This window comes from Streptomyces sp. NBC_00358 (assembly GCF_036099295.1).
Lineage (GTDB): Bacteria > Actinomycetota > Actinomycetes > Streptomycetales > Streptomycetaceae > Streptomyces.
This window is the reverse complement of record NZ_CP107976.1, coordinates 2,785,994-2,810,693: the sequence shown is the minus strand read 5'-3', so window position 1 is coordinate 2,810,693 and position 24,700 is coordinate 2,785,994. Positions and strand designations below refer to the sequence as shown.

Genomic DNA, 24,700 nt, shown 5'->3' with positions numbered 1-24,700 from the left:
GGAGGAGGGTGCCATGGCAGGGCGAATAGTGCGCAGGGGGGCTGCCCTGGCGTTCGGCGCGCTGTGGTGGTTCAGCGTGCTCCGGCTCGTGTTCGCGCCCGGTGCCGGGGTGATCGAAGGAACGGTCGCCGCGGGCGGGTGGGGGCTCAGCCTGCTTCCGGTCCACTGCGTGCCCAAGTCCCGGGCGGTCGGCGCCATGGGCTCGGACCGATGGCGCGCCCGCCTGCGGGAGGCCTGGCGCCGGCGCGGGAGCGGCGGGTGGCGGACTACCAGGGCATCGCGACCCCGCCGTTGGGGCGGAGGATCTGACCCGTCGTGAACGCCGACGCGTCCGACGCCAGGTACAGCACGGCGTGGGCGATGTCCTCGGGTTCCCCGACGCGGCCCAGCGGTGACAGGCGAGCCATGAACGCCTCGGTGTGAGCCTGCCGCTCGCCGTGGCGGTCGGTCATGGGGGTACGGATCCAGCCGGGCGCCACGGCGTTGACGCGGATGCCGTGCGCGCCGACCTCGGTCGCCAGCGTCTTCGTGAGCTGGACGACGGCCGCCTTGGCCGCGCTGTAGCACAACAGGCCCGGCCCGCCGGTGTCGATCGCGCCCGAGGCCATGGTGACGATGCTGCCCCCGACGCCGTTCGCGATCATGGAGCGCGCGGCCTCCTGGCAGGCGTACAGCACCCCTTTGAAGTTGACGCCGAGCACCCGGTCGAGATCCTCGTCCAGGGTCTCCAGGACCGGGCTGCTGTGCATGATCCCGGCGATCGCCGCCATGACGTCGACCCGGCCGCAGGACGCCACGGCCTGCTGGAGCCCGGCGCGGTCGGTGACGTCGAGCGGGTGGGTACGGGCGGTGCCGCCCTGTCCCTTGACCAGCGTCGCCGTCTCGTGCAGACCCTGTTCGTCGACGTCGGCGCAGTGCACGGAGGCGCCCGCCTCCGCGAGCAGGAGCGCGGCCGCGCGGCCGATGCCGCCGGCCGCGCCGGTGACGAACGCGGTGCGTCCGGTGAGGTCGTACGCGGGGAGGGCCATGAGGCGACGGTACGAGGGTTTCTGACGGGTCGTCAATTGTGCGGGCGGGACTTGGTGCACGGCTCTAGTGACGCCCCCGGCCGGAGGTGGGGGACTCGGGTCCGGTGGGGCGGTACGCGGCGGCGGTGGAGCGGGCGCCCGGCGGCGGGGTGGGGCCCGTCTGGCACCGGGGGCACCAGTACGTGGGGCGCTCGCGGGAGCCGTCGCCCTGGTTCGCCGCGCGGATCGGCGTCGCGCAGCGTAGACAGGGGCGCGGGGCGCGGCCGTACACGAAGAGGTTCTGGTCGCGGCGCCCGGTGGTGACGCGGGCCGGGCGGTCGCGGTTGAACTCCAGCAACTTCTTCGCGAAGAGCGGCAGTCGGGCGGCGCGGTCGGCGGGCAGGGTGCCGACGGGGAGCCAGGGGGTGACGCCGAGCAGGAAACACAGCTCGCTCTTGTACACGTTGCCGATTCCGGCGAGATTCCGCTGGTCGAGGAGGGCCTCGCCGAGCGCGCGGTCAGGATCGCCCAGGAGGTTCTCCAGCGCCTTGCCCGGGTCCCAGTCCGGACCGAGGAGGTCGGGGCCGAGGTGACCGACCGCGCGGGCCTCGTCGCTGGTGCGGAGCAGTTCCAGTACGGGCAGGCGGTAGCCGACCGCCGTGCGGTCCACCGTGCCGAGAACGGCCCGGATCTGGTGGGCGGGGCCCCCGCTCCAGCGTCGGCCGGCCTCGTACACCTTCCACGAACCGTCCATCCGCAGGTGCGAGTGCAGCGTCAGACCGCCTTCGATCCGGGTGAGGAGGTGCTTGCCGCGCGGTGTGACGTCCAGGACGGCGCGGCCGGTGAGGTCGGCCGTGGCGAACCGGGGCACCCGCAGGTCGGAACGGGTCAGTACGTTGCCCGCGAGGGCGACGTGCAGCCGCCTCGCGGCCTGCCAGACGGTGTCTCCTTCGGGCATGACTCCAGGGTGGCACGGGCGGGGGCCGGCCGGTCAGGCGCGCAGGCGGAGTCCGCGCGGTGTGGCGATGAAACCCGCTCCTTCCAGGAGGGCACCGAGGGAGGAGGTGAGGGCCGAGGTGCCGTTGACGCGCTCGACGGTGACCGTGCCGAGCGAGCCCGCGCGCGCGGCGGCGGCGAGCGCCTCCGCCGCGGCACACAGCCGCGTGTCCTGGGAGACCGGGCCGTCCGGGTCCGCGGGCCAGGCCAGCAGGGTCTTGCCGCCGCGCTCCATGTAGAGCGTCAGTTCACCGTCGACGAGCACGACCAGGGAACCCGCCTTGCGGCCCGGCTTGTGGCCCGCCTCGGTCGGGGACTCGGGCCAGGGGAGGGCCGCGCCGTAGGCGTTCGCGGGGTCGGCGGCGGCAAGGACCACAGCGGGGGAGGCCGTACGGGGCCGGGCGCGGGCGCCGGGGAGACCCGCACCGCCGGGACGGCCGGAGCGGTTCGTCGCGTACGGCGAGCCGTCGCGGTCGGACGCGGTGTTGCGGCGGCGGGGCGCGCCGGGGTAGGGGGAGCCGGCCGAGAAGGCGGAGTCGGCGGAGAAGGAGTGGTCGTCGCCGAAGTCGAGGTCCGGGTCGAGACCCGAGCCGAGACCGTTGCCGCGGTCGGGATCGTCGCCGGGGTCGGAGCCATGGCCGGAGCCGGTGCCGAGGTTGGGGCCAGGGTCGGGAGTGCCGAAGGGACCCGGGCCGTCCGCGAAGGCGGCCCTGTCCCCGGAGCCGAAGTCGAAGCCGTCGCCCTCACCTTGGTGTTGGTGTTGGTGATGGCCGTCGCCGAAGCCGTTGCCGTTGCCGTCGACATCGAACTCCGCGTCGGAATACGGGAGGACGGGGGCGTCCGGGAAGCCGTGTGCGGCGGGGGAGTTGTCCGTCGGCGCCGGGCCGGACAGGGAGTCGCCCCGGTCCCGTGCGTTCGCCGCCGCGCGGAGGCGGTCCACCGCGCCGTCCATCGCGAACTGGGCGGCGCCGAGACCCTCGACCACATAGCCGCGCCGTGCCTGGCCGCTGTCCTCGAACGCGGACAGGATGCGGTACACCGCCGAGAAGCCGCCCTCCACGCCTTCCGCCGCGACGGCGCCCCGCGTCACCACCCCGTGCCGGTCGAGCAGGGTGCGCGCCAGGGCGTGGGCGCGCACGGTGGGGTCGGGCTCGCGCTCGGGCAGCAGCGACCAACGGCCCGCCACGGTCGGCGGACCCGTACGCGACTGGGGGCGCGCTCCTCCCGTGAGAGAGCCGTAGCGACCGCGGGGGACCGAGCGCTTGGCGCGATGGGCCGTGGATCCCGCCGTACGGCCCGAACCCAGGAGGGAACGCATCGGCGCGAGCGTGTCGTTCGTGAGGCGCCCGGACCAGGCCAGGTCCCAGATCGCGTCGGCGAGCTGAGGATCGGTGGCGTCGGGGTGGGTGGTGGCGCGGACCTGATCGGCGATCTGACGGAAGAACAGGCCGTATCCCCCGCCGAGGGCATCGAGGACCGACTGATGCAGCGCGGTCGGCTCCAGGGGATGCGCTTCCGCAAGGAGCAGGGGGGCGGCGTCCGCCAGATACAGCGAGACCCAGCCGTCCTTGCCCGGCAGCGAACCCGCCCCGGCCCACACCACCTCCCCGGCCGCCGTGAGTTCGTCGAGCAGCGCGGGCGTGTAACCGGCGACCCGGGACGGCAGTACGAGCTTCTCCAGCGCGGACGCCGGCACGGACGCCCCCTGCAACTGCTCGACGGCGCGCACCAGTCCGTCGATGCCGCGCAGCCCGTGACCGCCGCCCACGTGCTGCCACTGCGGCAGGAACTGGGCGAGCGCGGCCGGTGGCACCGGCTCCAGCTCATGGCGCAGCGCCGCGAGCGAACGGCGGCGCAGCCTGCGCAGCACCGTCGCGTCGCACCACTCCTGGCCGATGCCCGCCGGATGGAACTCCCCTTGGACGACGCGACCGTTCGCGGCGAGCCGGTGCAGCGCGCCGTCGGTGACGGCCGTACCGAGACCGAAGCGTGCGGCGGCCGCCGTGGAGGTGAACGGGCCATGGGTGCGCGCGTACCGGGCGAGGAGGTCGCCGAGCGGATCCTTGACCGGCTCGGTGAAGGCCTCCGGGACACCGACGGGCAACGCCGTACCGAGGGCGTCGCGCAGTCGGCCGGCGTCCTCGATGGCGGCCCAGTGGTCGGCCCCGGCGATCCGGACCCGGATGGCACGGCGGGCGCCGGCCAGTTCCCCCGCCCAGGGCGGCTGCGCGCCCCGCTCGGCCAACTCGGCCTCCGTGAGCGGCCCCAGCAGACGCAGCAGGTCGGCGACCCCCTCCACGTCCTTGATGCGGCGGTCCTCGGTGAGCCACTGGAGTTCGCGCTCCAGCTCGGTCAGGACGTCGGCGTCCAGGAGCTCGCGCAGTTCGGCCTGGCCCAGGAGCTCGGCCAGCAGCCGCGAGTCGAGCGACAGCGCGGCGGCGCGCCGCTCGGCGAGGGGCGAGTCTCCCTCGTACAGGAACTGGGCGACGTATCCGAAGAGCAGCGAGCGGGCGAAGGGGGAGGGCTCGGGTGTGGTGACCTCGACGAGCCGCACCTTGCGGGACTCGATGTCGCCCATCAGTTCCGTGAGGCCCGGGACGTCGAAGACATCCTGGAGGCATTCGCGCACCGCTTCCAGGACGATCGGGAACGAGCCGAACTCACTTGCCACCTGCAGCAGTTGGGCCGCGCGCTGGCGCTGCTGCCACAGCGGGGTGCGCTTGCCGGGGCTGCGGCGCGGCAGGAGCAGGGCGCGCGCGGCGCATTCGCGGAAGCGGGCGGCGAACAGGGCCGAGCTGCCGACCTGGTCCGTGACGATCTGGTTGACCTCGCCCTTGTCGAAGGCGACGTCCGCCGCGCCGACCGGCGCCTTCTCCGCGTCCCACTCCGTGCCCGCCTTCCCGGGCACCTGGTCCAGCAGGTCCAGGCCCATCAGGTCCGCGTCGGGCAGCCGGAGCACGATGCCGTCGTCGGCGTGCATGACCTGGGCGTCCATGCCGTACCGCTCGGAGAGCTTGGCGCCCAGGGCGAGGGCCCAGGGTGCGTGCACCTGGGCGCCGAAGGGTGAGTGCACGACGACACGCCAGTCGCCCAGCTCGTCCCGGAAGCGCTCGACGACGATCGTGCGGTCGTCCGGGATGTGGCCGCACGCCTCGCGTTGTTCTTTCAGGTACGCGAGTACGTTGTCGGCGGCCCAGGTGTCCAGGCCCGCGGCGAGCAGGCGCAGCCGGGCGTCGTCCTCGGGGAGCGAGCCGACCTCGCGGAGGAACGCGCCCACCGCGCGCCCCAGTTCCAGCGGGCGTCCGAGCTGGTCGCCCTTCCAGAAGGGCAGCCGGCCGGGGACACCGGGCGCCGGGGAGACCAGGACCCGGTCCCGGGTGATGTCCTCGATGCGCCAGGAACTGGTGCCGAGGGTGAAGACGTCGCCCACCCGGGACTCGTAGACCATCTCCTCGTCGAGCTCGCCGACCCGGCCGCCGCCCTTCTTGGGGTCGGCCCCCGCGAGGAAGACCCCGAAGAGCCCGCGGTCGGGGATGGTGCCCCCGGAGGTGACGGCGAGACGCTGGGCGCCGGGGCGGCCGGTCACCGTACCCGCGACGCGGTCCCACACCACGCGGGGCCTCAGCTCGGCGAAGGCGTCCGACGGATAGCGGCCGGCGAGCATGTCCAGCACGGCGGTGAACGCCGACTCCGGGAGCGAGGCGAAGGGGGCCGCCCTGCGGACCGTGCTGAGCAGATCGTCGACCTGCCAGGTGTCGAGCGCGGTCATGGCGACGAGCTGCTGGGCCAGCACGTCCAGGGGATTGGCGGGGACCCGCAGGGACTCGATCGAGCCGGTGCGCATCCGCTCGGTGACCACGGCGGCCTGCACCAGGTCGCCCCGGTACTTCGGGAAGACGACACCGGTCGAGACCGCGCCGACCTGGTGACCGGCGCGGCCCACGCGCTGGAGCCCCGACGCCACGGACGGCGGTGACTCGACCTGGATGACGAGGTCGACCGCGCCCATGTCGATGCCCAGTTCGAGGCTGGAGGTGGCGACCACGGCGGGCAGCCGGCCGGCCTTCAGGTCCTCCTCGACCTGGGCCCGCTGCTCCTTGGAGACCGAACCGTGGTGGGCACGGGCGATGACGGGCGGTGCCCCCTGCGCCGCGCCCGAGCCGCCCATCAACTGGGCCGGGGCGTGGGCCTCCTCCAGGGGCTCGCCGGTCGCCCTCTCGTAGGCGATCTCGTTCAGCCGGTTGCACAGACGCTCGGCCAGACGACGCGAGTTGGCGAACACGATCGTCGAGCGGTGCGACTGGACGAGGTCGGCGATCCGCTCCTCGACGTGCGGCCAGATGGAGGGCTTCTCCGCGCCCTCCTTGCCGTCGGAGGCCGGGGACCCGCCCAGCTCTCCCAGGTCCTCCACCGGGACCACCACGGAGAGGTCGAACTCCTTGCCCGACGGCGGCTGGACGATCTCCACCTTGCGCTGCGGAGAGAGATAGCGCGCCACCTCGTCCACGGGGCGCACCGTCGCGGAGAGGCCGATACGCCGGGCGGGCTTCGGCAGCAGCTCGTCGAGGCGCTCCAGGGTGAGCGCGAGATGGGCGCCGCGCTTGGTGCCCGCCACCGCGTGCACCTCGTCCAGGATCACCGTCTCGATGCCCGTCAGCGCGTCGCGCGTGGCCGAGGTCAGCATCAGGAACAGCGACTCGGGGGTCGTGATCAGGATGTCCGGCGGGCGGGTGGCCAGCGCCCGGCGCACGGCGGGCGGGGTGTCACCGGAACGGATGCCCACCTTCACCTCCGGCTCCGGCAGCCCGAGCCGCACGGACTCCTGCCGGATGCCGGTCAAGGGACTGCGCAGATTCCGCTCCACGTCGACCGCGAGCGCCTTGAGCGGTGACACGTACAGAACCCGGCAGCGCTTCCGCGGGTCCGCCGGCGGGGGCGTCGAGGCCAGCTGGTCGAGCGCGGCGAGGAACGCGGCCAGGGTCTTGCCGGAACCGGTCGGGGCCACGACCAGCACGTCCGAGCCCGCACCGATGGCCGCCCATGCACCGGCCTGGGCCGCGGTGGGCGCGGAAAAGGCCCCCGTGAACCAGCCGCGGGTCGCGGGGGAGAAGCCGTCGAGGGCTCGGTGTGCGGAGCTGACCATGCGTCCATCCTGCACCCGGCCACTGACAATCGCTCTGACCTGCGAGAACTCATCGGCAGGGCGGGGCAGGGCAGGGCGGGGCGGACGTCGGCCGCGGGTCCCGGCGGAGTGGCGGAGAATGAGGGCGTGGCAGGTTCGGGGCAGGAGCGGGCACGGCACTGGCAGTACGCGGAGCTGCCCGGTGTCGATCTGCTGCGGGCGCGTTACGTCGAGAAGATCTTCGTGCGGCACACCCACGAGAACTTCGTCATCGCCGCCGTCGCCGAGGGCGTCGAGGTCTTCCACCACGGCGGCGCCGACCAGTACGCGGGCCCGGGTTCCCTGGCACTCGTCAACCCCGACACCCCGCACACCGGGCGCGCGGGCGTTCCCGAAGGCTGGAGGTACGGCGCCGTGTACCCCTCGCCGGACATGGTGGCCGAGATCGCCGCCGAGACCACCGCCCTGCGCGGCACCCCCGGATTCGTCCGCCCGGTACTCGACGACCCCTACGCGGCGGGCCTGGTCCACCAGGTGCTCCGGGCCGCGGACGAGGGAAACGCGCTGGCCGCCGACACTCTGCTGCGGGTCGCCGTGACGCGGCTGCTGCGCCTGAACGGCGGTCCCCTGCCGCAGCGGGCCGTGCGCGGCGCGGGCGGCAGGCTCGCCGCACGCGCGCGTGGCGTGCTGGAGGAGCGGATGGCCGAGCCACCGACCCTGGAGCGGCTCGCCGCCGGCCTCGGCACCAGCCCGTTCGCGTTGCTGCGCGCGTTCCGGGACGCCTACGGCATGCCACCCCACACCTGGCTGACCGATGCCCGGGTACGCCGGGCGCGCCACCTCCTGGACGCCGGGGACACGCCCGCCGAGGCAGCCGTCGCCGTCGGCTTCACCGACCAGCCGCACCTCAACCGTCACTTCACCCGGATCGTGGGCGTCCCCCCGGGCGCCTACCAGCGCGAGCGCAAGAACGTACAAGACGCCGGGGGCCGACTCCCCGTACCGTCCGACGCGTGGCACAACAGACAGCTCTCGCAGACATACGTACCGAAGAAGGCGGAAAACCCGACGCCGCCGTCGTCCGCGACGCCCTCGGAGTCGGGATCGCCGTCGGACTGTCCGGTTTCGCCTTCGGAGTGACCTCCGCGGGCAGCGGGCTCACCCTGCTCCAGACCTGCGCGCTCAGCCTGCTGGTGTTCACCGGGGCGTCCCAGTTCGCCCTCGTGGGCGCGCTCGCAGCCGGAGGCAACCCGCTCACCGCGGCCGCGGGCGCGTTCTTCCTCGGGGTGCGCAACGCGTTCTACGGACTGCGTCTGTCCCAGCTCCTCGCCCTCCCGCGCGCGGTGCGCCCGTTCGCCGCGCAGTGGGTGATCGACGAGACCACGGCCGTCGCCCTCGCCCAGCCCACCCGCCGTAGCGTGCGGATCGGCTTCACCGTCACCGGCCTCTCGCTGTACCTGCTGTGGAACCTCACCACCCTGGCCGGCGCGGCCGGGGCCGAGGCCATCGGCGACACCGACGCGTGGGGCCTGGACGCGGCCGGACCCGCCGTGTTCCTGGCCCTGCTCGCGCCGATGCTGAAGACCGCCACGGAACGTGCCGTCGCCGGAATCGCGGTCCTTCTGGGGCTCGGTCTGCTGCCCGTGCTGCCCGCCGGAGTCCCGGTGCTGGTGGCCGCCCTGGCCGCCCCGGCCGTGCTCTACGTGACCGGGCGCCGCGGTGCGACGGCTGCCCAGGGCGCACCCGCAGGCGTGACGAACGAGGCACCGGACGGCGCCGGCGCGGCGACCGGGCGACCGGCCGGCGCGCTGAACGACATATCAGGGGAAGACCGTTGAACATCTGGATCGCCATCGGCGCCACCGCCGTCGGCTGCTACGCCGTCAAACTCATCGGTCTGCTGATCCCCGCGGGCGTACTGGAGCGGCCGCTCGTGCAGCGCCTCGCCGCGCTGCTCCCCGTCGCCCTGCTGGCCGCCCTCACGGCCCAGCAGACCTTCGCGGACGGGCGCGTCCTCGTCATCGACGCGAAGGCCGCCGGGCTCGCGGCGGCGGCCGTCGCCCTGATCCTGCGCGCACCGTTCCTGGTGGTGGTCGCCGTAGCCGTGGTGGTCACGGCCGGAGTCCGCGCGATGACAGGCTGACGCCCCGGTACACGGAGTCGGCACCCGGACCCGTCGGCGCACCTGGACATGCCGTCGGACGCGTCCGGACACGCACCGGCCCCAGGGCCCCGGTCCGGCAGCGGTCTCACGCGACGGGCCGGCCGTACGCCCGGAGCGTGCGCAGGGCCTCGATCGTCACCATGGGACGGCACTCCAGGGCGGGCCCCGGTGCCCACTGGCGCCATCGGATCGGCCATCCCCCGTCCTCCCGCTGCTCGTCCGCGAGGTGGTCGAGCGAGCGTGCCATCTCCTCGTCGGTGAACCACGCGCGCGCGAGCGAGTCCGGAGTCCGTGCGAAGTCGTGCGGGAAATGGTGCTCGCCCGGCGCGTAACCCGGCGAGACGGGGTACGCCTCCAGTTGCCCCGGGTCCAGCGCGGCGAGCCGCTGCTCGCGGACGAGACGCCCCAGCCGGTCGGCGCTCGCCTCCGCGCGCTGGCGGTCGGCCGCGGAGTCCAGGAAGGCGACCGCCGCCTCGATCTCGTACGGATGCGACTTCTCCAGGGACTCGACCGCCTGCCAGCAGAAGTCGGTGGCCCGGAACAGCCAGGCGTGCCACACCTCGTTGCGGTGGAGCAGGCCGACCACCGGACCCGTGGCGAGGAGTTCGCTCGGCGGATCGTCGACGACCGGCACGAACGGGGCCGTCGGGTAACCGCGCTGGCTGGGGTGGATCGCGGGCAGCGCGCCGTCCGCCGTCGACACCGAGGTCAGATAGCGGCACAAGCGCTCCACGCGCTGCCCGCCGCAGCGTCCGATCGAGTCGAGCACCCGCAGCGCGTGCCCGGTGTGCAGCGGCTGGCTGACCGGACCGCGCAGATCGGGTTCGAGCGCGTGACCGTACCCCTCGTCGTCGTTGCGGTAGGCGGCCAGCGCGGTCTCCACCGCGTCGGCGCCGCCGCCGAGGAAGTGATAGGCGAAGCGGCGCTGTTCCAGCACGCGCGCGGTAAGCCAGACGAACTGCTCGGCGCGTGCCAGTGGGGAGTGCGCCGGGGGCGTCTGGGGGAGTGGGGATGCTCCTGTTGCGGCCATGCGTCAGACCGTAGGACGGAAAGCGGTCCCGGCACGCGGTCCCGGCTCGGGGCCCACTCTCAGGGGCGGGATACTGGAGTCATGCGGTTGACGGTCTTCTGGCAGCGGATGGGTGATCACTTCGGCGCGGGGTACGCCGAGACGTTCGCGCGCGATCATGTGATGACGGAACTCGGCGGGCGCACCGTCCACGAGGCGCTGAACGCGGGCTGGGAGGCCAAGGACGTGTGGCGCGTGGTGTGCGCGACCATGGACGTTCCGTACGAGAACCGCTGACGGGACCCGAAGACCGGGGGTACGTGGACCCGCTGTCGGTGGCGTGGGCCAGACTTGCCCGGTGGCCCCGACAGACGAGAACACGCAGGTCGATCAGCAGACAACACCGTTCGGCACGACGCCGCCCGATCCTCCGGGCGGGGAAGCCGCCGGTCAGGGCGCGCGCATGCCGCGCTGGCTGCCGCGTGCCATGGTGCTCGCCCTCACGCTCGTCGCCGTCTTCCAGCTGGGCAGTTGGGCGTTCCATCAGCTCACCGGCCTGCTGATCAACATCCTGATCTCGTTCTTCCTGGCGCTCGCGATAGAACCCGCGGTCAGCTGGATGGCCTCGCGCGGTATGCGCAGGGGGCTGGCCGCCTTCCTCGTCTTCCTGGGCTCGTTGATCATGATCGCCGGGTTCGTCACCCTGCTCGGCTCGATGCTCGCGGGCCAGATCATCAAGATGATCGAGGACTTTCCCGACTACCTCGACTCGGTCATCAACTGGGTCAACACGCACTTCCACACCGACCTGAGAAGGGTCGACATCCAGGAGGGCCTGCTCCACTCCGACTGGCTGCGGAAGTACGTGCAGAACAGCGCCACCGGCGTCCTGGACGTGTCCGGGCAGGTGCTGGGCGGTCTCTTCCAGCTTCTGACGGTCGCGCTGTTCTCGTTCTACTTCGCCGCCGACGGGCCGCGGCTGCGGCGCGCGCTGTGCTCGGTGCTGCCACCGGCCCGGCAGGCCGAGGTGCTGCGCGCCTGGGAGATAGCCGTCGACAAGACCGGCGGCTATCTCTACTCGCGGGGACTGATGGCGCTGGTCTCGGGCGTGGCGCACTACATCCTGCTGCAGGCGCTGGGCGTGCCCTACGCGCCCGTGCTCGGCGTGTGGGTGGGGCTGGTCTCGCAGTTCATCCCGACGATCGGCACCTATCTCGCGGGCGCCCTGCCGATGCTGATCGCGTTCACCGTCGACCCCTGGTACGCGCTGTGGGTGCTCGTCTTCGTCGTGGTCTACCAGCAGTTCGAGAACTACGTCCTGCAGCCCAAGCTCACCTCCCGGACGGTGGACATCCACCCCGCGGTCGCCTTCGGGTCCGTCATCGCGGGCACGGCGCTCCTCGGGGCCGTCGGCGCGCTCATCGCCATCCCCGCCGTGGCCACCCTGCAGGCGTTCCTGGGGGCGTACGTGAAGCGTTACGACGTCACGGACGACCCGCGGGTGCACGGGCACCGCACGCGAGCCTCGGGCGGTCTCGTCGCGCGCGTGCGGCGGCAGTTCGCCCGGTGAGCGGGTCCTCGCCGCGCGGTCACCAGGTGAGGGCGGCGAGGACGCCGGTGACGAGGACCGCCGTCGCGTAGCAGCCGACCGCCCCGAGCACGATCCGCCGCCTGGTCGTGTCGCTCCACTCGGTGCGCGACAGCAGCCAGGCCAGCGCGGGCAGCACCAGTACGGCGTGCAGACTCACTCCGTGCAGCGGCTTGAGGGGAGCCGTCGAGTGGTACGCGGCCTCCTGGTGGCCGGTCCGGGTGAGGAAGACCCCACGCGCGATCATCGCCGCGCCCGAGGCCAGCGCGACGAGCAGGATCGCGAAGCCCGAGCGCACGGCGAGCGGCATACCGGCCGGACCTGTGGGCCGGTTCCGGAACGAGGCGACCGCGAACAGGGTCAGCACCACGACCAGGACTCCGCCGCCCACCGCGAGCATCATGGACACCGCCGTGTCGAAGCCGGTCTCCATGTTGAGATGCGAGGGCACCCCGCGCCACGCCTGGAGGGTGATCCCGCCGACCTCCACCACGCAGTCCGCGGCGAACACGGCGAGCAGCGCGGTGCGCAGCCCCGCCCGCATCCGTACGTACGACGTGACCCAGGTGATCGCGACCAGGGTCAGCCCGAAGGAGAGCCCGAAGGTGACGGGCTTGCGCCAGGAGACGGGACCGTCCCACGGGCCGCCGTCGACGGCGAAGACCAGCAGATGCAGGCAGCCGGAGAGGACGAGCAGGGCGCCCGTCGCGCAGCAGAGCCACTCGGCCGGCCGGAGCGAGGGTCTCGGCCGGGTCGGAGGGCGGGTCGTCGTCATTGGCATGGCGCACAGCCTGCCGGGCGGGCCGGACGGCGTCGTCGTACGGCCGGAGGCACCGGTGGTACGCCAGGGAGAGTAGGCGGGGTCCGGGGTCCGGGGCCCGGGTGTCGGGGGTCGTGGCGGGCCCGGTCCGGAGGCCGGGAGGGGCGTCGGCTCCGGAGGCCGGGAGCGGTGGCCCTTCCGGCGGCGGGGAGCGATGGGGCGGGTCCGGTCCGTACGGTCTTCGGGGCGTTGTCGGAGCGTGAACGTAGTCTCGGAGGTGCCGCGTGGTGCGCTTGACACGAAAATCGAACATCCATTCTCATGGAAGTTCCGGCGGAGCTCTCGACGGGGGATTCGGCACGGTTTCGACGGATATGTGCCCGAGTTATCCACAGGCCGGACGGGCGTCGGGGCGCATTGTCAGTGGCAGGCGTTAGCGTCTTTGACGTGAAGCGATCGACTCAAGCAAACCGGGTGGAACCCATGGCAGGAACCGACCGCGAGAAGGCGCTCGACGCCGCGCTCGCGCAGATTGAACGACAGTTCGGCAAGGGTGCAGTGATGCGCCTGGGCGAGCGGCCGAATGAGCCCATCGAGGTCATCCCCACCGGGTCGACCGCGCTCGACGTCGCCCTCGGCGTCGGCGGCCTGCCGCGCGGCCGAGTGGTGGAGGTGTACGGCCCGGAGTCCTCCGGCAAGACGACCCTGACCCTGCACGCGGTGGCGAACGCGCAGAAGGCCGGCGGCCAGGTGGCGTTCATCGACGCCGAGCACGCCCTCGACCCCGAGTACGCGAAGAAGCTCGGCGTCGACATCGACAACCTGATCCTGTCGCAGCCGGACAACGGCGAGCAGGCCCTGGAGATCGTGGACATGCTGGTCCGCTCCGGTGCCCTCGACCTCATCGTCATCGACTCCGTCGCCGCCCTGGTGCCGCGCGCGGAGATCGAGGGCGAGATGGGTGACTCGCACGTGGGTCTGCAGGCCCGTCTGATGAGTCAGGCGCTCCGCAAGATCACCGGTGCGCTGAGCCAGTCCCAGACCACCGCGATCTTCATCAACCAGCTCCGCGAGAAGATCGGCGTGATGTTCGGTTCCCCGGAGACCACGACGGGTGGCCGGGCGCTGAAGTTCTACGCCTCGGTGCGACTCGACATCCGCCGCATCGAGACGCTGAAGGACGGCACGGACGCGGTCGGCAACCGCACGCGCGTCAAGGTCGTCAAGAACAAGGTCGCGCCGCCCTTCAAGCAGGCCGAGTTCGACATCCTCTACGGGCAGGGCATCAGCCGCGAGGGCGGCCTGATCGACATGGGCGTCGAGCACGGCTTCGTCCGCAAGGCCGGCGCCTGGTACACGTACGAGGGCGACCAACTCGGCCAGGGCAAGGAGAACGCGCGCAACTTCCTGAAGGACAACCCCGATCTCGCCAACGAGATCGAGAAGAAGATCCTGGAGAAGCTGGGCGTCGGTGTGAAGCCCGTGGCGCCCACCGCCGAGCCGGGCGCGGACGCGGCGGTCTCGGCTGCCCCGGACGACGCCGCGAAGACGGTGCCCGCTCCGGCCGCCAAGACCACCAAGGCCAGGGCCGCGGCGGCAAAGAGCTAGTCCATGACACGACGAACCGACTGGGCCGAGTACGCCTATCCCCAGATCCCCGAGGAGCCGGGGCAGGGGTACGGCGGTGGCGACGGGGGCCCGGCCGGAGACGGAGACAGGTCGTACGGCGGTGCCGGGGGGTACGGCGGCCGGCCGTACGGCACCGACGGCGGGCTCCACGGAGTCGACGGTTTCCACGGTGCCGACGTGGACGGCGGCGGTTCGACGGGCGGTGACGCGTGGCGGGGTGACGGCCCGCCGGGCGGTCACGGTTCGCCGGACGCGGCCTCCCGGCGTGGCCGACGCGGTGAGGGCGGACCGCGCGGCGGACGGGGTCGCCGCGGCCGTGGCGGTTTCGGTGAGCCGTCCGGCGACCCACAGAGCGGAGGCACCTCCTCCTCGTCGAGGGCCGAGAAGGAGGAGTCCCCGGGGGACCCGGCTGAGCGGGCGCGCGCGATCTGTCTGCGCCTGCTCACCGGGACCCCGCGCACGCGGAAGCAACTGGCGGACGCGTTGCGCAAGCGGGAGATCCCGGACGAGGTGGCGGACGAGGTGCTGTCACGGTTCGAGGAGGTCGGGCTGATCAACGACGGCGCCTTCGCGGACGCCTGGGTCGAGTCCCGGCACCACGGCCGGGGGCTGGCCAGGCGGGCGCTCGTCCAGGAACTGCGGACCAAGGGCGTGGAGTCGACGCTGATCGACGAGGCCGTCGGACAGCTCGACGCCGAGCAGGAGGAGGCGACCGCGCGTGAGCTGGTCGCCCGAAAGCTGCGCTCCACACGCGGACTCGACCGCGACAAACGGCTGAGACGCCTCGCGGGCATGCTCGCCCGCAAGGGCTATTCCCAGGGCATGGCCCTGAGCGTGGTCCGACGGGCACTGGAGGAAGAGGGCGAGGACACGGAAGAGCTCGGGCTCGATGACGAGGGCTTCTGAACCTGCGGGGTTCGGTACCGGTCACCGGTGCGCGTGCTGACTCGACCGGTCACCAGGAGCGCGCGGACCTGATCACGTTCACCGTGCACGAACCGACCCGATCCCGGTCACCCTTCCCAGCCAGCCAGCCAGCCAGCCAGCCAGCCAGCCAGCCAGCCAGCCAGCCAGCCAGCCAGCCAGCCAGCGGCCGGTCAGCCGGCTCGATCGGTCATCCGTGCACGTGGCGGTGACCGACTTCCGTCCGGGCGAGCAGTGATCAGTCCTCCGTGTCGGCGGCCGTCACCGGAAGGCCGGCTTCCTTCCAGGCCTGGAAGCCGCCGACGAGGTCGGTGGCCCGGTGCAGTCCCAGTCGGCGCAGGGACTCGGCGGCGAGGCTGGAGGCGTATCCCTCGTTGCAGAACACCACGATCCGCAGGTCATGGCTGGTGGCTTCCGGGGCGCGGTGGCTGCCGGTGGGGTCGAGCCGCCACTCCAGTTCGTTCCGCTCGACGACGAGTGCGCCGGGGATCAGGCCGTCGCGTTCGCGCAGGGCGGCGTACCGGGTGTCGACCAGCAGCGCCTCACCGTTCCGCACGGCCTCGAAGGCGTCCGCGGCCTCCACCCGGTCCAGGTCCGCGCGGACCTGTTCCAGCAACGCGTCGATGCCCACGGGCGGCGGGGTGCTCACTGCCAGTCCTCCGGACGCTCGACGTGCTCCAGGCGCAGGATCTGGCCCGTACGGCTGTAGCGGCGGATCTGCGGGAGCGGCGGGTAGTAGGCGTGGACCGAGATCGCGTGCTCCTCGGCGGACTCGTTGAGCACCTCGTGCACGTGATGGCGGCCGAAGGCGCGGCCGGTGCCCGCGGGCAGTTTCCGCTGCCGGTCGATCTCCTCGGTGAGTTCCAGGGTCTTCCAGCCGTCGGCGGGCAGCCGGGCGGCGAGGGAGTTCTCCCTGAGTTCGCCCGACGCGATGAGGAAGGCTCCCACCGATTCGGCGTGGTCGTGCCAGCCGGTTCCCGTACCGGGCGGCCAGCCGATGAGCCAGGCCTCGCTGCCACCAGGGCCTTCGAGCCGCACCCAGGTGCGGCCCTCGGGGTCCAGGGGGAGCGAGGCGATCAGCTCGGCATCGGCTGCCGTACGGCGTACGAAGTCGAGCAGATCGGCCTGGGTGGGGGTACGGGCTGAAGCTGGGACACCGGAGGTGCCGGAGACACCCGAGGGTGTGGAGACAGCGGCAGACGTGGGGGCAGAGGGCGACACAGACACTCGGACCGTCCTGGGAGTTCGCGAGAGGAGCGCGCGGTGCCACGAGGAGCGGCGCGCGGGAGATGAGGATGCGAAGTCAGAAGGACGGACGACACACGCAGCCCGCATAGCGGACGAGGTCCATATGGACCCTCCGCCACAGGCGCACACAGGTGTCGGTCACGATCCGGAGTACACCATGGTGCAGCAGACCGGTCAACTCACCGTCACTATATGGACCATGGAGGCCCAAGGAGCCGGGAAACCCCAGGTCGGACGATTACCGAGCGTTCAGGACCGGCCCCTCGCCGATCACCTCGGGACCGCCGTCGCCCAGCTCCCGCACGCCGTCGCCCGGCTCCCGCACGCCGCCGCCTCGGCTCAGGCCCGCCGTCGGCGCCCGGCTCCCGCCGTCCTCGCCCAGCTCCCGCGGTCCTCGCCTCGGCTCAGGCCCGTCACCGTTCAGCTCCGGCCGGCTGTCGCCTCCGCCACCGTCTCCGCGTCCCGCTCCGTCTTCGCAGGGCCTCCGAGGGTGGCCTCGGCGGCCTCGTAGAGGTCGGCCGGGCGGACTCCGCCGAGGGCGGTGACCAGATGTCCGTCGGGGCGGACCAGGAGCACGGTGTGCGCCGCCGCGCCCGGATAGCTCTCCGCGACGAGCAGCTCGGCGGGGTGCGGCAGGGCGGTCACGGCCGCGGCGAGCCGGGGCATGATGCCGGCCGTCACCCAGTGCTTGCGCTCCCACACCCCCGTACCCGGAGCGATCAGCACGACGAGCAGGACCCCGCGCCCGAGCCGCTCCCGCAGCGGTACGAACGAGCCGTCCTCCGCGGTGACCCGCACATCGACGACCGGTGCGCCGGGTTCGGTGTCGACGGGGGTGTGCGAATCGGCGGCCGGAGGCATGAGCGGGGAGTCGGCGTACGCCCCCGGCGCGCCCAGCGGGCCGCGCCCCAAGTGGCCGTCCGTGAGCAACGCGTCGTGGCCCCGCGCGGAACCGGGGACATAGGCACGTAGGCCGCCGCCGCTCCGCAGCAGTGGCAGCGCCTGGTCGGCGGCGCGCAGCCGGGCGGCGACCACGGCGCGACGCTCCGCCTGGTAGCTGTCGAGGAGCGCCGGGTGCGGGCCGTGGTGCCAGGCGAGGGCCAGCTTCCAGGCGAGGTTGTCGGCGTCCCGCAGTCCCTCGTCCAGGCCCTGGGTGCCGAGGGCGCCGAGCAGATGTGCCGCGTCCCCGGCGAGGAAGACCCGGCCCGCGCGCCAGCGGCGGGCCAGTCGGTGGTGGACGGAGTGGACTCCGGTGTCGAGCAGTTCGTACGCGGGTGTGGTGCCCCCGCTCCAGCCGCCGAGGGTCTCCCGGATGCGAGCGACCAGCAGGTCGGGCGTGACCAGGTCCTTGCCCGGGGGCAGCAGCCAGTCCAGCCGCCATACGTCCTCCGCGAGTGGACGCGCGCTCACCTCGCCGGCCGAGGGGCCGGAGGTCCGCCACGGCGTCATCCGGTGCAGCAACGCCTCGCCGGGCCAGGGAAGTTCCGTACGCAGGGCTGCCACCGCGTGCCGCTCGACGGCGGTACGACCGGGAAAGCGGATGTCCTGGAGCTTGCGCACGGTCGAGCGCGGTCCGTCGCAGCCGACCAGGTAACTGCCGCGCCACCAGGTGCCTTTGGGCCCCCGGGTGTGCGCCGTGACGCCGGAGGGGTCCTGCTCCACGGTGTCCAGTCGGCTGTGCGCGGCGACCTTGATGAGCCGCTCGTGGATGATGGCCTCGCGCAGGGCGCCGGTCAGCGCGTGCTGGGCGATGTGCAGCGGGGCGGTGAACTCCTCGCCGTCCGCCGGGCTTTCCGCGCCCCGGGAAGGTCCGGTACCGCGTGCGGCGACGGCCCCCCGAGGACCCTCGCCCCACGCGGCCTCGGTGACCCGGGGACCGGTGGCGCCCCCGGCGCCCTCCGGGCTCCCGGGACTCTCCCCGAACGCGATCTCGCGCATCACCTGCTTGCGCCGCATCGACCGCCATCCGGCCCAATGGAAGCCGGCGTCGTCGAGAGGCAGACCGGTGAGCCGCTCGACGAGCGCGACGGTGTCCTCACGCAGCACCACGGTCCGCGCGAGCCGTAGTTCGTCCTTGCCCGGCCCTTCGTCGAGGACCACGGAGGGGACCTCCTGGCGGGCCAGCGCAAGGGCGAGCGTGAGCCCCACGGGCCCGGCTCCGACGATGATCACCGGGTCCACGGCGCGGTGCCCCCTGCACGGAGCTGTGTCCTGAGGGACGTACGGGAACAGGCAGGTGGAGCGGGGTGCGCGATCACAGAACGTATGCAACCCATTGCCGCTGCTTGCGTCAAGTGACGGGGTCGGCGGTGATCATGCCACTGGCCCCGCCGGTCACGCTGGTCGACTGTTCTTCGGACGACTCGTCGGACCGCGCTCCTATGCGACGCCCCCGCCGGCCCCCGTCGCCGCCGTACCGGCGATGGTCGCGTCGTTCGGCGAGAGCACCGCGCCGGTCGTCTTCTTGCCGCGGCGCAGCCGGCCCTCCAGCCAGGAGGCGAAGCTGGTGATCGAGAAGTTCAGGACGATGAAGATGACGGCGACCACGATGAAGCTCGGGACGACGTTGGCGTAGTTGGCCGCGAGGGTGCTGCGGGCGGTGAGGAGTTCCCCGTAGGTGATCATCACGCCGCCCAGCGCGGTGTCCTTCACGATGACGACGAGCTGGCCGACGATCGCCGGGAGCATCACGGTGACCGACTGCGGCAGCAGGATGCTGGTCATCGTCTGGCCCTTGCGCAGCCCGATCGCGTACGCGGCCTCCGTCTGTCCCTTGGGGAGGGCGAGGATGCCGGCCCGTACGACCTCGGCGAGGACCGAGGAGTTGTAGAGCACCAGACCGGTGACGACCGCGTAGAACGGGCGGTCCTCACTCGCGATGTTCGGGGACTTGGCGTAGAGCTCGTTCGCGAACAGCATGAGCAGCAGGACCGGGATCGACCGGAAGAACTCGACCACGGCGCCCGCCGGAACGCGCACCCAGCGGTGGTCGGACAGGCGCGCGATGCCGAAGACGGCGCCCAGGGGGAGTGCGATCACCATGCTGAGCGCGGCGGCCTTCAGTGTGCCGAGCAGGCCCGGCCACAGATAGGTGCTCCAGGCGTCCGCCGTGGTGAACGGCTCCCACAGAGCCCATTTCAGCTGGCCCTTGTCGTCCAACGTCAGCCATATCCACCACAGGAGCAGTGCGAGCAGGACGACGAAGAGTACCGAGAAGATCACATTGCGGCGCTTGGCGCGGGGGCCGGGGGCGTCGTAGAGGACGGAGGTCATCGCTTCACCGCCAGTCGCTTGCCCAGCCAGCCGAGGATGAGGCCGGTGGGGAGGGTCAGGACCACGAACCCGAAGGCGAAGACCGCGGCGATGAGGACCGTCTGGGCCTCGTTCTCGATCATCGTCTTCATCAGGCTGGCGGCTTCGGCCACGCCGATGGCGGCGGCCACGGTCGTGTTCTTGGTCAGCGCGATCAGCACGTTCGCCAGCGGGACGATGACGGAACGGAACGCCTGCGGCAGCACGACGAGCCGGAGGGTCTGGCTGAAGCTCAGCCCGATCGCGCGGGCCGCCTCGGCCTGTCCGACCGGAACGGTGTTGATGCCGGAGCGAAGCGCCTCGCAGACGAAGGCCGCGTGATAGCCGACGAGACTGAGCACCGCGAGCCGGAAACCCTGGAGCTTGAAGTCGTCGGACGCGCCCATCGTCACACCGAAGATGTCCGCGAGGCCGAGCGAACTGAAGACGATGATGACCGTCAGGGGGATGTTCCGCACGATGTTCACGTAGGCGGTGCCGAAGCCGCGCATGAGCGGGACCGGGCTGACCCGCATCGCGGCCAGCAGCGTGCCCAGGACCAGGGAGCCGAGGGCGGAGAAGACGGTGAGCTTCACCGTCATCCAGAACGCCCCCAGGACGTCATAACCTTGAAGAAAGTCGAACACGATCTCCCGCGCTTCCGGGTGGTGGCGTACGTGACGGACGGGGTGGCCGCGGTGTGCCGCCGCCGTGATCGCGGCGGGCGGCGGCACACTCGCAGCGACCCCGCGGGAACCGCGGATTCCTGCGTTGCCCGTGGGTTCCTGCGTGAACTCGGTGATCCCCTGGGTTGCTCGACGGCAGTCGAGTCCCCCGCGCTACTTGACGATCACGCCGATCTTCGGGGCCTGCTCGTACTTGTAGTGGGCGGGGGCGAAGTTCTTGTCGACCGCCTTCTGCCAGGAGCCGTCGCTCACCATCTTCTCCAGCGCGGTGTTGATCTTGTTCACCGTCGCCGTGTCGCCCTTCTTGACGCCGATGCCGTAGTTCTCGTTGCTCAGCTTGAGGCCGGCGAGCTTGAACTGCCCCTTGTACTTGTCCTGCGCGGCGAAGCCCGCGAGGATCGAGTCGTCGGTGGTCACCGCGTCGACGGCGCCGCTCTGCAGGGCCGCGATGCACTCCGAGTAGCCGCTCAGCTCGCGCAGTTGGGCCTTCGGGGCGATCGTCTTCTGGACGTTCTGCGCCGACGTGGAGCCGGTCACGGAGCAGAGCTTCTTGCCGTTGAGGTCCGTGCCCTTGGAGATGTTCGAGTCGGACTTGACGAGCAGGTCCTGGTGGGCCAGCAGGTACGGGCCGGCGAAGTCGACCTTCTGCTTGCGCTCGTCGGTGATCGAGTAGGTCGCGGCGATGAACTTCACGTCGCCGCGGGCGAGAGCGTTCTCGCGGTCGGCGCTCTTGGTCTGGATGAACTGGATCTGGCTGGGCTTGTATCCGAGCTGCTTGGCCACGTAGGTCGCGACGTCCACGTCGAAACCGGCGAAGGATCCGTCCGGCTGCTGCAGGCCGAGACCGGGCTGGTCGTACTTGATGCCGATCTTGATCTTGCCGCCGCCCGAGGACGAGGACCCGCTGTCGTTCTTGTCGCTCGAACCGCACGCGGTGGCGGTCACGGCGAGCGCGAGTACGGCGGCCGAGGCGGCGGCTGCCTTGCGGAGCTTCATGGTGAACATCCTTTGAGTAAGGGCGAAGTACGGCCCGCCGACGGGCGGGTGACGAGATGGGTCCCCCACGCGCGGGGAGGTCAGGTTCCCCGCGCGCGGGGACATCAGTGGTGCAGGATCTTCGAGAGGAAGTCCTTGGCACGGTCACTGCGCGGATTGCTGAAGAACTGGTCCGGCACAGCCTCTTCGACGATGCGGCCGTCGGCCATGAAGACGACCCGGTTGGCAGCCGAACGGGCGAACCCCATCTCATGGGTGACGACGATCATGGTCATGCCGTCCCGGGCGAGCTGCTGCATGACTTCGAGGACCTCGTTGATCATCTCGGGGTCCAGCGCGGAGGTCGGCTCGTCGAAGAGCATGACCTTGGGGTCCATCGCCAACGCCCGTGCGATGGCGACGCGTTGCTGCTGGCCGCCCGACAACTGCGCCGGGTACTTGTCCGCCTGCGTGCCGACGCCGACGCGGTCGAGCAGGGCGCGGGCCTTCTCCTCCGCCGCCTTCTTGCCGGTCCTGCGGACCTTGATCTGCCCCAGCATCACGTTCTCGAGCACGGTCTTGTGCGCGAAGAGGTTGAAGGACTGGAAGACCATGCCGACATCGGCCCGGAGCCGGGCGAGCGCCTTGCCCTCCTGGGGCAGCGGCTTGCCGTCGATCGAGATGTCACCCGAATCGATGGTCTCCAGGCGGTTGACGGTGCGGCACAGGGTGGACTTCCCGGACCCGGAGGGCCCGATGACCACGACGACCTCGCCACGGGTGATCGTCAGGTCGATGTCCTGGAGCACGTGCAACGCGCCGAAGTGCTTGTTGACGCTCTTCAGGACGACCAGTTCGTCGGTCGCGGCCATGGCGTCCTTGGCCACCGATACTTCGGTCATCGCTTCTGGGCTCCGTCCTCCTCGGTTTCGGTGGACAGTAGTAACGCCGCATGACCAGCGTCATTACATCTGAGGGGAACTTGAGCATCACGATCCGGTAGCAATCGGACACGTGTCGTAGCAGTCCGTACAGACGCGCGTACCGGCTGGGTAACGGAAGCGTCGAGCAACCCGAAGCCCCTTGACGCCGTCCTTGTTCATCGGCGTGACTTCCTTGGTGCACGCGTGCACCGCGTTCCGCACCAGAGACCGCACGACCGATGAACCGGAGGGGGTCGGAATGAGACTGCTCCTCGTCGAGGACGACAATCACGTCGCGGCCGCCCTGTCCGCGGTGCTGGCCCGGCACGGCTTCGACGTCACCCACGCCCGCAGCGGCGAGGAGGCCCTGCGCGCGCTGGTCCCGGAGAGCGACGGCTTCGGCGTCGTCCTGCTCGACCTCGGACTGCCCGACCAGGACGGCTACGAGGTCTGCGGCAAGATCCGCAAACGGACCGCCACCCCGGTGATCATGGTCACCGCTCGCGCGGACGTACGGTCCCGCATCCACGGCCTCAACCTCGGCGCCGACGACTACGTGGTGAAGCCCTACGACACCGGGGAACTGCTCGCCCGGATCCACGCCGTCAGCCGGCGCACCGCCCACGACGACGCCTCGGCCACCGGCGAGACCATGCTGCTCCTCGGCCCCGTACGCATCGAACTCCCCAACCGCCAGGTCACCGTGGGCGGTTCGACGGTCCAGCTGACCCGCAAGGAGTTCGACCTGCTCGCGCTGCTCGCCCAGCGCCCCGGAGTGGTGTTCCGCCGGGAGCAGATCATCAGCGAGGTGTGGCGCACCAGTTGGGAAGGCACCGGACGCACCCTGGAGGTGCACGTCGCGTCGCTGCGCTCCAAACTGCGCATGCCGGCGCTGATCGAGACCGTCCGCGGCGTCGGCTACCGGCTCGTCGCCCCGGCTTCGTAGCGGGCACGGGTGCGCACACGTCTTCTCCCGCTGCTCATCGTCCTGATGGCAGCCGTACTGCTGGCGCTCGGCGTCCCGCTCGCGGTGAGCGTGGCGGCGGCGCAGCAGCAGCGCGTGGTCGTCGACCGCATCGACGACACCGCACGCTTCGCGTCCCTCGCCCAGTACGTCACCGAGCCCCCGAGTGGCGGCTCCCAGGGGGGCTACCCGGACGAACGCCGCGAGACCCTGCGCACCGAACTGGCCCGCTACTACGAGGTGTACGGCATCCGGGCGGGCGTCTTCTACCGCAACGACAATCCCATGGCCGACGCGCCGGACCACTGGCTCCTGCCCAAGGCCGGCGTGGCCCGCGACGCCTTCGACGAGGCGCTCGTCAGCCGCCGCAGCCACGACCCCCAGCAGGTCTGGCCCTGGCAGCATCACCGTCTCGTGGTCGCCTCCCCGGTCATCAGGGACGGCGATGTCATAGCGGTCGTCGTCACCGACTCGCCCACCGGCCAGATGCGTTCCAAGACCCTGCACGGCTGGCTGATCATCGGTGCCGGCGAGATCGCCGCGATGCTCCTCGCGCTCGGTGCCGCGCTGCGGCTGACCGGATGGGTGCTCAAACCCGTACGCGTTCTCGACGCCACCACCCACGACATCGCGACCGGCCGCCTCAAGTCCCGGGTCGCGCCCGCCGGCGGGCCGCCCGAACTCCAGCGCCTGGCCCGGTCGTTCAACGAGATGGCGGACAACGTCGAGGACGTGCTGGAGCAGCAGCGCGCCTTCGTCGCCGACGCCTCGCACCAACTGCGCAACCCGCTCTCGGCGTTGCTGCTGCGGATCGAGCTGCTCGCCCTCGAACTCCCTGAGGGCAACGAGGAGATCGCCTCCGTCCGCACCGAGGGCAAGCGCCTCACCCAGGTGCTCGACGACCTGCTCGACCTGGCGCTCGCCGAGCACGCCGAGGCGGATGTGCGCCTCACCGACATCGGCGCGCTGGCGGCCGAGAGGGTGGCGTCCTGGCAGCCGGTCGCCGAGAGCAGGGGCGTGCGCCTCGCGGGGAACTGCCCGCCGGTCACCGCGTGGGCCGACCCCGTCACGCTGTCCAGCGCCCTGGACGCGGTCATCGACAACGCGGTCAAGTTCACCCCGGAGGGGGAGAGCGTCGAGGTGGCGGTCGCCTCGAACGGCGAGTCCTCGACCGTCGTGGTCACCGACGGCGGCCCCGGCCTCGGCGACGAGGACCTGGCCCGCATCGGCGACCGGTTCTGGCGCAGCGCGGCCCACCAGAACGTCAAGGGCTCGGGCCTCGGCCTCTCCATCTCGCGGGCGCTGCTCGCCGCGGGCGGCGGGTCCATCGCGTACGGCCGCAACGAACCGCACGGCCTGCGGGTGACGGTGACGGTACCGAGGTCGGGGCCGGCGGTCTGAGATCCCGGTGGCG

At 71.8% G+C, this 24,700-nt stretch carries 22 protein-coding genes; 9 read left to right on the top strand and 13 right to left on the bottom strand.

The window, feature by feature from the left end:
- Positions 1-266: 266 nt before the first annotated feature.
- From OHT01_RS11585 to OHT01_RS11575, 3 genes are all read right to left on the bottom strand, one after another.
- Positions 267-1,028, bottom strand: coding sequence for an SDR family NAD(P)-dependent oxidoreductase (locus tag OHT01_RS11585; RefSeq protein WP_328553064.1), 762 nt, complete (start codon positions 1,026-1,028; stop codon positions 267-269).
- Between the two features lie 64 nt (positions 1,029-1,092).
- Positions 1,093-1,965: an Fpg/Nei family DNA glycosylase gene (locus tag OHT01_RS11580; RefSeq protein ID WP_328553063.1), complete on the bottom strand. Its 873-nt coding sequence runs from the start codon at positions 1,963-1,965 to the stop codon at positions 1,093-1,095.
- 33 nt (positions 1,966-1,998) lie between these two features.
- A complete protein-coding gene (locus OHT01_RS11575; RefSeq protein WP_328553062.1) occupies positions 1,999-7,146 on the bottom strand; it encodes an ATP-dependent helicase in 5,148 nt (1,715 codons plus the stop codon).
- A 126-nt stretch (positions 7,147-7,272) separates the two neighbouring features.
- On the opposite strand from OHT01_RS11575, the gene OHT01_RS11570 reads away from it, so the two are divergent.
- Genes OHT01_RS11570 through OHT01_RS11560 form a run of 3 tightly spaced genes read left to right on the top strand, consistent with a single transcriptional unit; the run spans position 7,273 to position 9,268 of the window.
- Positions 7,273-8,265: an AraC family transcriptional regulator gene (locus OHT01_RS11570; protein ID WP_328553061.1), complete on the top strand. Its 993-nt coding sequence runs from the start codon at positions 7,273-7,275 to the stop codon at positions 8,263-8,265.
- The gene (locus OHT01_RS11565) at positions 8,166-8,963 is read left to right on the top strand and encodes an AzlC family ABC transporter permease (protein ID WP_328558088.1); all 798 of its coding nucleotides are present in this window, start codon (positions 8,166-8,168) and stop codon (positions 8,961-8,963) included. The genes OHT01_RS11570 and OHT01_RS11565 overlap by 100 nt, the downstream gene beginning before the upstream one ends.
- On the top strand, positions 8,960-9,268 hold the full coding sequence (locus OHT01_RS11560; RefSeq protein WP_328553060.1) for an AzlD domain-containing protein: 309 nt from the start codon (positions 8,960-8,962) through the stop codon (positions 9,266-9,268). Before OHT01_RS11565 ends, OHT01_RS11560 begins: the two co-directional genes overlap by 4 nt.
- Positions 9,269-9,374: 106 nt before the next feature.
- Here OHT01_RS11560 and OHT01_RS11555 read toward each other — a convergent pair whose 3' ends face one another.
- Positions 9,375-10,319: a hypothetical protein gene (locus tag OHT01_RS11555; protein ID WP_328553059.1), complete on the bottom strand. Its 945-nt coding sequence runs from the start codon at positions 10,317-10,319 to the stop codon at positions 9,375-9,377.
- 81 nt (positions 10,320-10,400) lie between these two features.
- Between OHT01_RS11555 and OHT01_RS11550 the strand changes: the two genes are divergently transcribed.
- Positions 10,401-10,595 (top strand): DUF3046 domain-containing protein, encoded by a 195-nt coding sequence (locus tag OHT01_RS11550; protein ID WP_328553058.1) that lies wholly within the window; start codon positions 10,401-10,403, stop codon positions 10,593-10,595.
- A gap of 61 nt (positions 10,596-10,656) precedes the next feature.
- Positions 10,657-11,868 (top strand): AI-2E family transporter, encoded by a 1,212-nt coding sequence (locus OHT01_RS11545; RefSeq protein ID WP_328553057.1) that lies wholly within the window; start codon positions 10,657-10,659, stop codon positions 11,866-11,868.
- A 19-nt stretch (positions 11,869-11,887) separates the two neighbouring features.
- Here OHT01_RS11545 and OHT01_RS11540 read toward each other — a convergent pair whose 3' ends face one another.
- Positions 11,888-12,661 (bottom strand): hypothetical protein, encoded by a 774-nt coding sequence (locus OHT01_RS11540; protein WP_328558087.1) that lies wholly within the window; start codon positions 12,659-12,661, stop codon positions 11,888-11,890.
- A 468-nt stretch (positions 12,662-13,129) separates the two neighbouring features.
- Between OHT01_RS11540 and recA the strand changes: the two genes are divergently transcribed.
- Together recA and recX are read left to right on the top strand one after the other, a co-directional pair.
- Complete coding sequence (recA, locus tag OHT01_RS11535) at positions 13,130-14,254, top strand: recombinase RecA (protein WP_328553056.1); 1,125 nt, start codon at positions 13,130-13,132, stop codon at positions 14,252-14,254.
- 3 nt (positions 14,255-14,257) lie between these two features.
- The gene (gene recX / locus OHT01_RS11530) at positions 14,258-15,181 is read left to right on the top strand and encodes a recombination regulator RecX (protein ID WP_328553055.1); all 924 of its coding nucleotides are present in this window, start codon (positions 14,258-14,260) and stop codon (positions 15,179-15,181) included.
- Between the two features lie 256 nt (positions 15,182-15,437).
- On the opposite strand, the gene OHT01_RS11525 is transcribed toward recX, so the two are convergent.
- The 8 genes from OHT01_RS11525 to OHT01_RS11490 all read right to left on the bottom strand — a co-directional run bounded on the left by OHT01_RS11525 (position 15,438) and on the right by OHT01_RS11490 (position 22,301).
- Positions 15,438-15,848: a rhodanese-like domain-containing protein gene (locus tag OHT01_RS11525; RefSeq protein WP_328553054.1), complete on the bottom strand. Its 411-nt coding sequence runs from the start codon at positions 15,846-15,848 to the stop codon at positions 15,438-15,440.
- The gene (locus OHT01_RS11520; RefSeq protein ID WP_328553053.1) at positions 15,845-16,426 is read right to left on the bottom strand and encodes a cysteine dioxygenase; all 582 of its coding nucleotides are present in this window, start codon (positions 16,424-16,426) and stop codon (positions 15,845-15,847) included. The genes OHT01_RS11525 and OHT01_RS11520 overlap by 4 nt, the downstream gene beginning before the upstream one ends.
- 76 nt (positions 16,427-16,502) lie before the next feature.
- Complete coding sequence (locus OHT01_RS11515) at positions 16,503-16,574, bottom strand: putative leader peptide (RefSeq protein WP_318658241.1); 72 nt, start codon at positions 16,572-16,574, stop codon at positions 16,503-16,505.
- Positions 16,575-16,867: 293 nt separating this feature from the next.
- Positions 16,868-18,628, bottom strand: a complete 1,761-nt coding sequence (locus tag OHT01_RS11510) for an FAD-dependent monooxygenase (protein WP_328553052.1) — start codon at positions 18,626-18,628, stop codon at positions 16,868-16,870.
- Between the two features lie 198 nt (positions 18,629-18,826).
- The gene (locus OHT01_RS11505; RefSeq protein WP_328553051.1) at positions 18,827-19,720 is read right to left on the bottom strand and encodes an amino acid ABC transporter permease; all 894 of its coding nucleotides are present in this window, start codon (positions 19,718-19,720) and stop codon (positions 18,827-18,829) included.
- Positions 19,717-20,385 carry an amino acid ABC transporter permease gene (locus tag OHT01_RS11500; protein WP_328553050.1) on the bottom strand — a complete coding sequence of 223 codons (669 nt, stop codon included), beginning with the start codon at positions 20,383-20,385 and terminating at the stop codon, positions 19,717-19,719. Before OHT01_RS11500 ends, OHT01_RS11505 begins: the two co-directional genes overlap by 4 nt.
- A 192-nt stretch (positions 20,386-20,577) precedes the next feature.
- Positions 20,578-21,420 carry a glutamate ABC transporter substrate-binding protein gene (locus OHT01_RS11495; protein ID WP_328553049.1) on the bottom strand — a complete coding sequence of 281 codons (843 nt, stop codon included), beginning with the start codon at positions 21,418-21,420 and terminating at the stop codon, positions 20,578-20,580.
- Positions 21,421-21,524: 104 nt separating this feature from the next.
- On the bottom strand, positions 21,525-22,301 hold the full coding sequence (locus OHT01_RS11490) for an amino acid ABC transporter ATP-binding protein (RefSeq protein ID WP_328553048.1): 777 nt from the start codon (positions 22,299-22,301) through the stop codon (positions 21,525-21,527).
- Positions 22,302-22,581: 280 nt separating this feature from the next.
- On the opposite strand from OHT01_RS11490, the gene OHT01_RS11485 reads away from it, so the two are divergent.
- Positions 22,582-23,268, top strand: coding sequence for a response regulator transcription factor (locus OHT01_RS11485; RefSeq protein ID WP_328553047.1), 687 nt, complete (start codon positions 22,582-22,584; stop codon positions 23,266-23,268).
- 9 nt (positions 23,269-23,277) lie between these two features.
- Positions 23,278-24,687, top strand: coding sequence for a sensor histidine kinase (locus tag OHT01_RS11480; protein ID WP_328553046.1), 1,410 nt, complete (start codon positions 23,278-23,280; stop codon positions 24,685-24,687).
- Positions 24,688-24,700: the final 13 nt, after the last annotated feature.

What these genes read in the sequence shown, in the direction of transcription:
- OHT01_RS11585 (WP_328553064.1), bottom strand. Translation starts at nt 1,028, where the DNA reads ATGGCCCTCCCCGCGTACGACCTCACCGGACGCACCGCGTTCGTCACC.
- OHT01_RS11580 (WP_328553063.1), bottom strand. Translation starts at nt 1,965, where the DNA reads ATGCCCGAAGGAGACACCGTCTGGCAGGCCGCGAGGCGGCTGCACGTC.
- OHT01_RS11575 (WP_328553062.1), bottom strand. Translation starts at nt 7,146, where the DNA reads ATGGTCAGCTCCGCACACCGAGCCCTCGACGGCTTCTCCCCCGCGACC.
- OHT01_RS11555 (WP_328553059.1), bottom strand. Translation starts at nt 10,319, where the DNA reads ATGGCCGCAACAGGAGCATCCCCACTCCCCCAGACGCCCCCGGCGCAC.
- OHT01_RS11550 (WP_328553058.1), top strand. Translation starts at nt 10,401, where the DNA reads ATGCGGTTGACGGTCTTCTGGCAGCGGATGGGTGATCACTTCGGCGCG.
- OHT01_RS11540 (WP_328558087.1), bottom strand. Translation starts at nt 12,661, where the DNA reads ATGACGACGACCCGCCCTCCGACCCGGCCGAGACCCTCGCTCCGGCCG.
- recA (WP_328553056.1), top strand. Translation starts at nt 13,130, where the DNA reads ATGGCAGGAACCGACCGCGAGAAGGCGCTCGACGCCGCGCTCGCGCAG.
- recX (WP_328553055.1), top strand. Translation starts at nt 14,258, where the DNA reads ATGACACGACGAACCGACTGGGCCGAGTACGCCTATCCCCAGATCCCC.
- OHT01_RS11505 (WP_328553051.1), bottom strand. Translation starts at nt 19,720, where the DNA reads ATGACCTCCGTCCTCTACGACGCCCCCGGCCCCCGCGCCAAGCGCCGC.
- OHT01_RS11495 (WP_328553049.1), bottom strand. Translation starts at nt 21,420, where the DNA reads ATGAAGCTCCGCAAGGCAGCCGCCGCCTCGGCCGCCGTACTCGCGCTC.
- OHT01_RS11490 (WP_328553048.1), bottom strand. Translation starts at nt 22,301, where the DNA reads ATGACCGAAGTATCGGTGGCCAAGGACGCCATGGCCGCGACCGACGAA.
- OHT01_RS11485 (WP_328553047.1), top strand. Translation starts at nt 22,582, where the DNA reads ATGAGACTGCTCCTCGTCGAGGACGACAATCACGTCGCGGCCGCCCTG.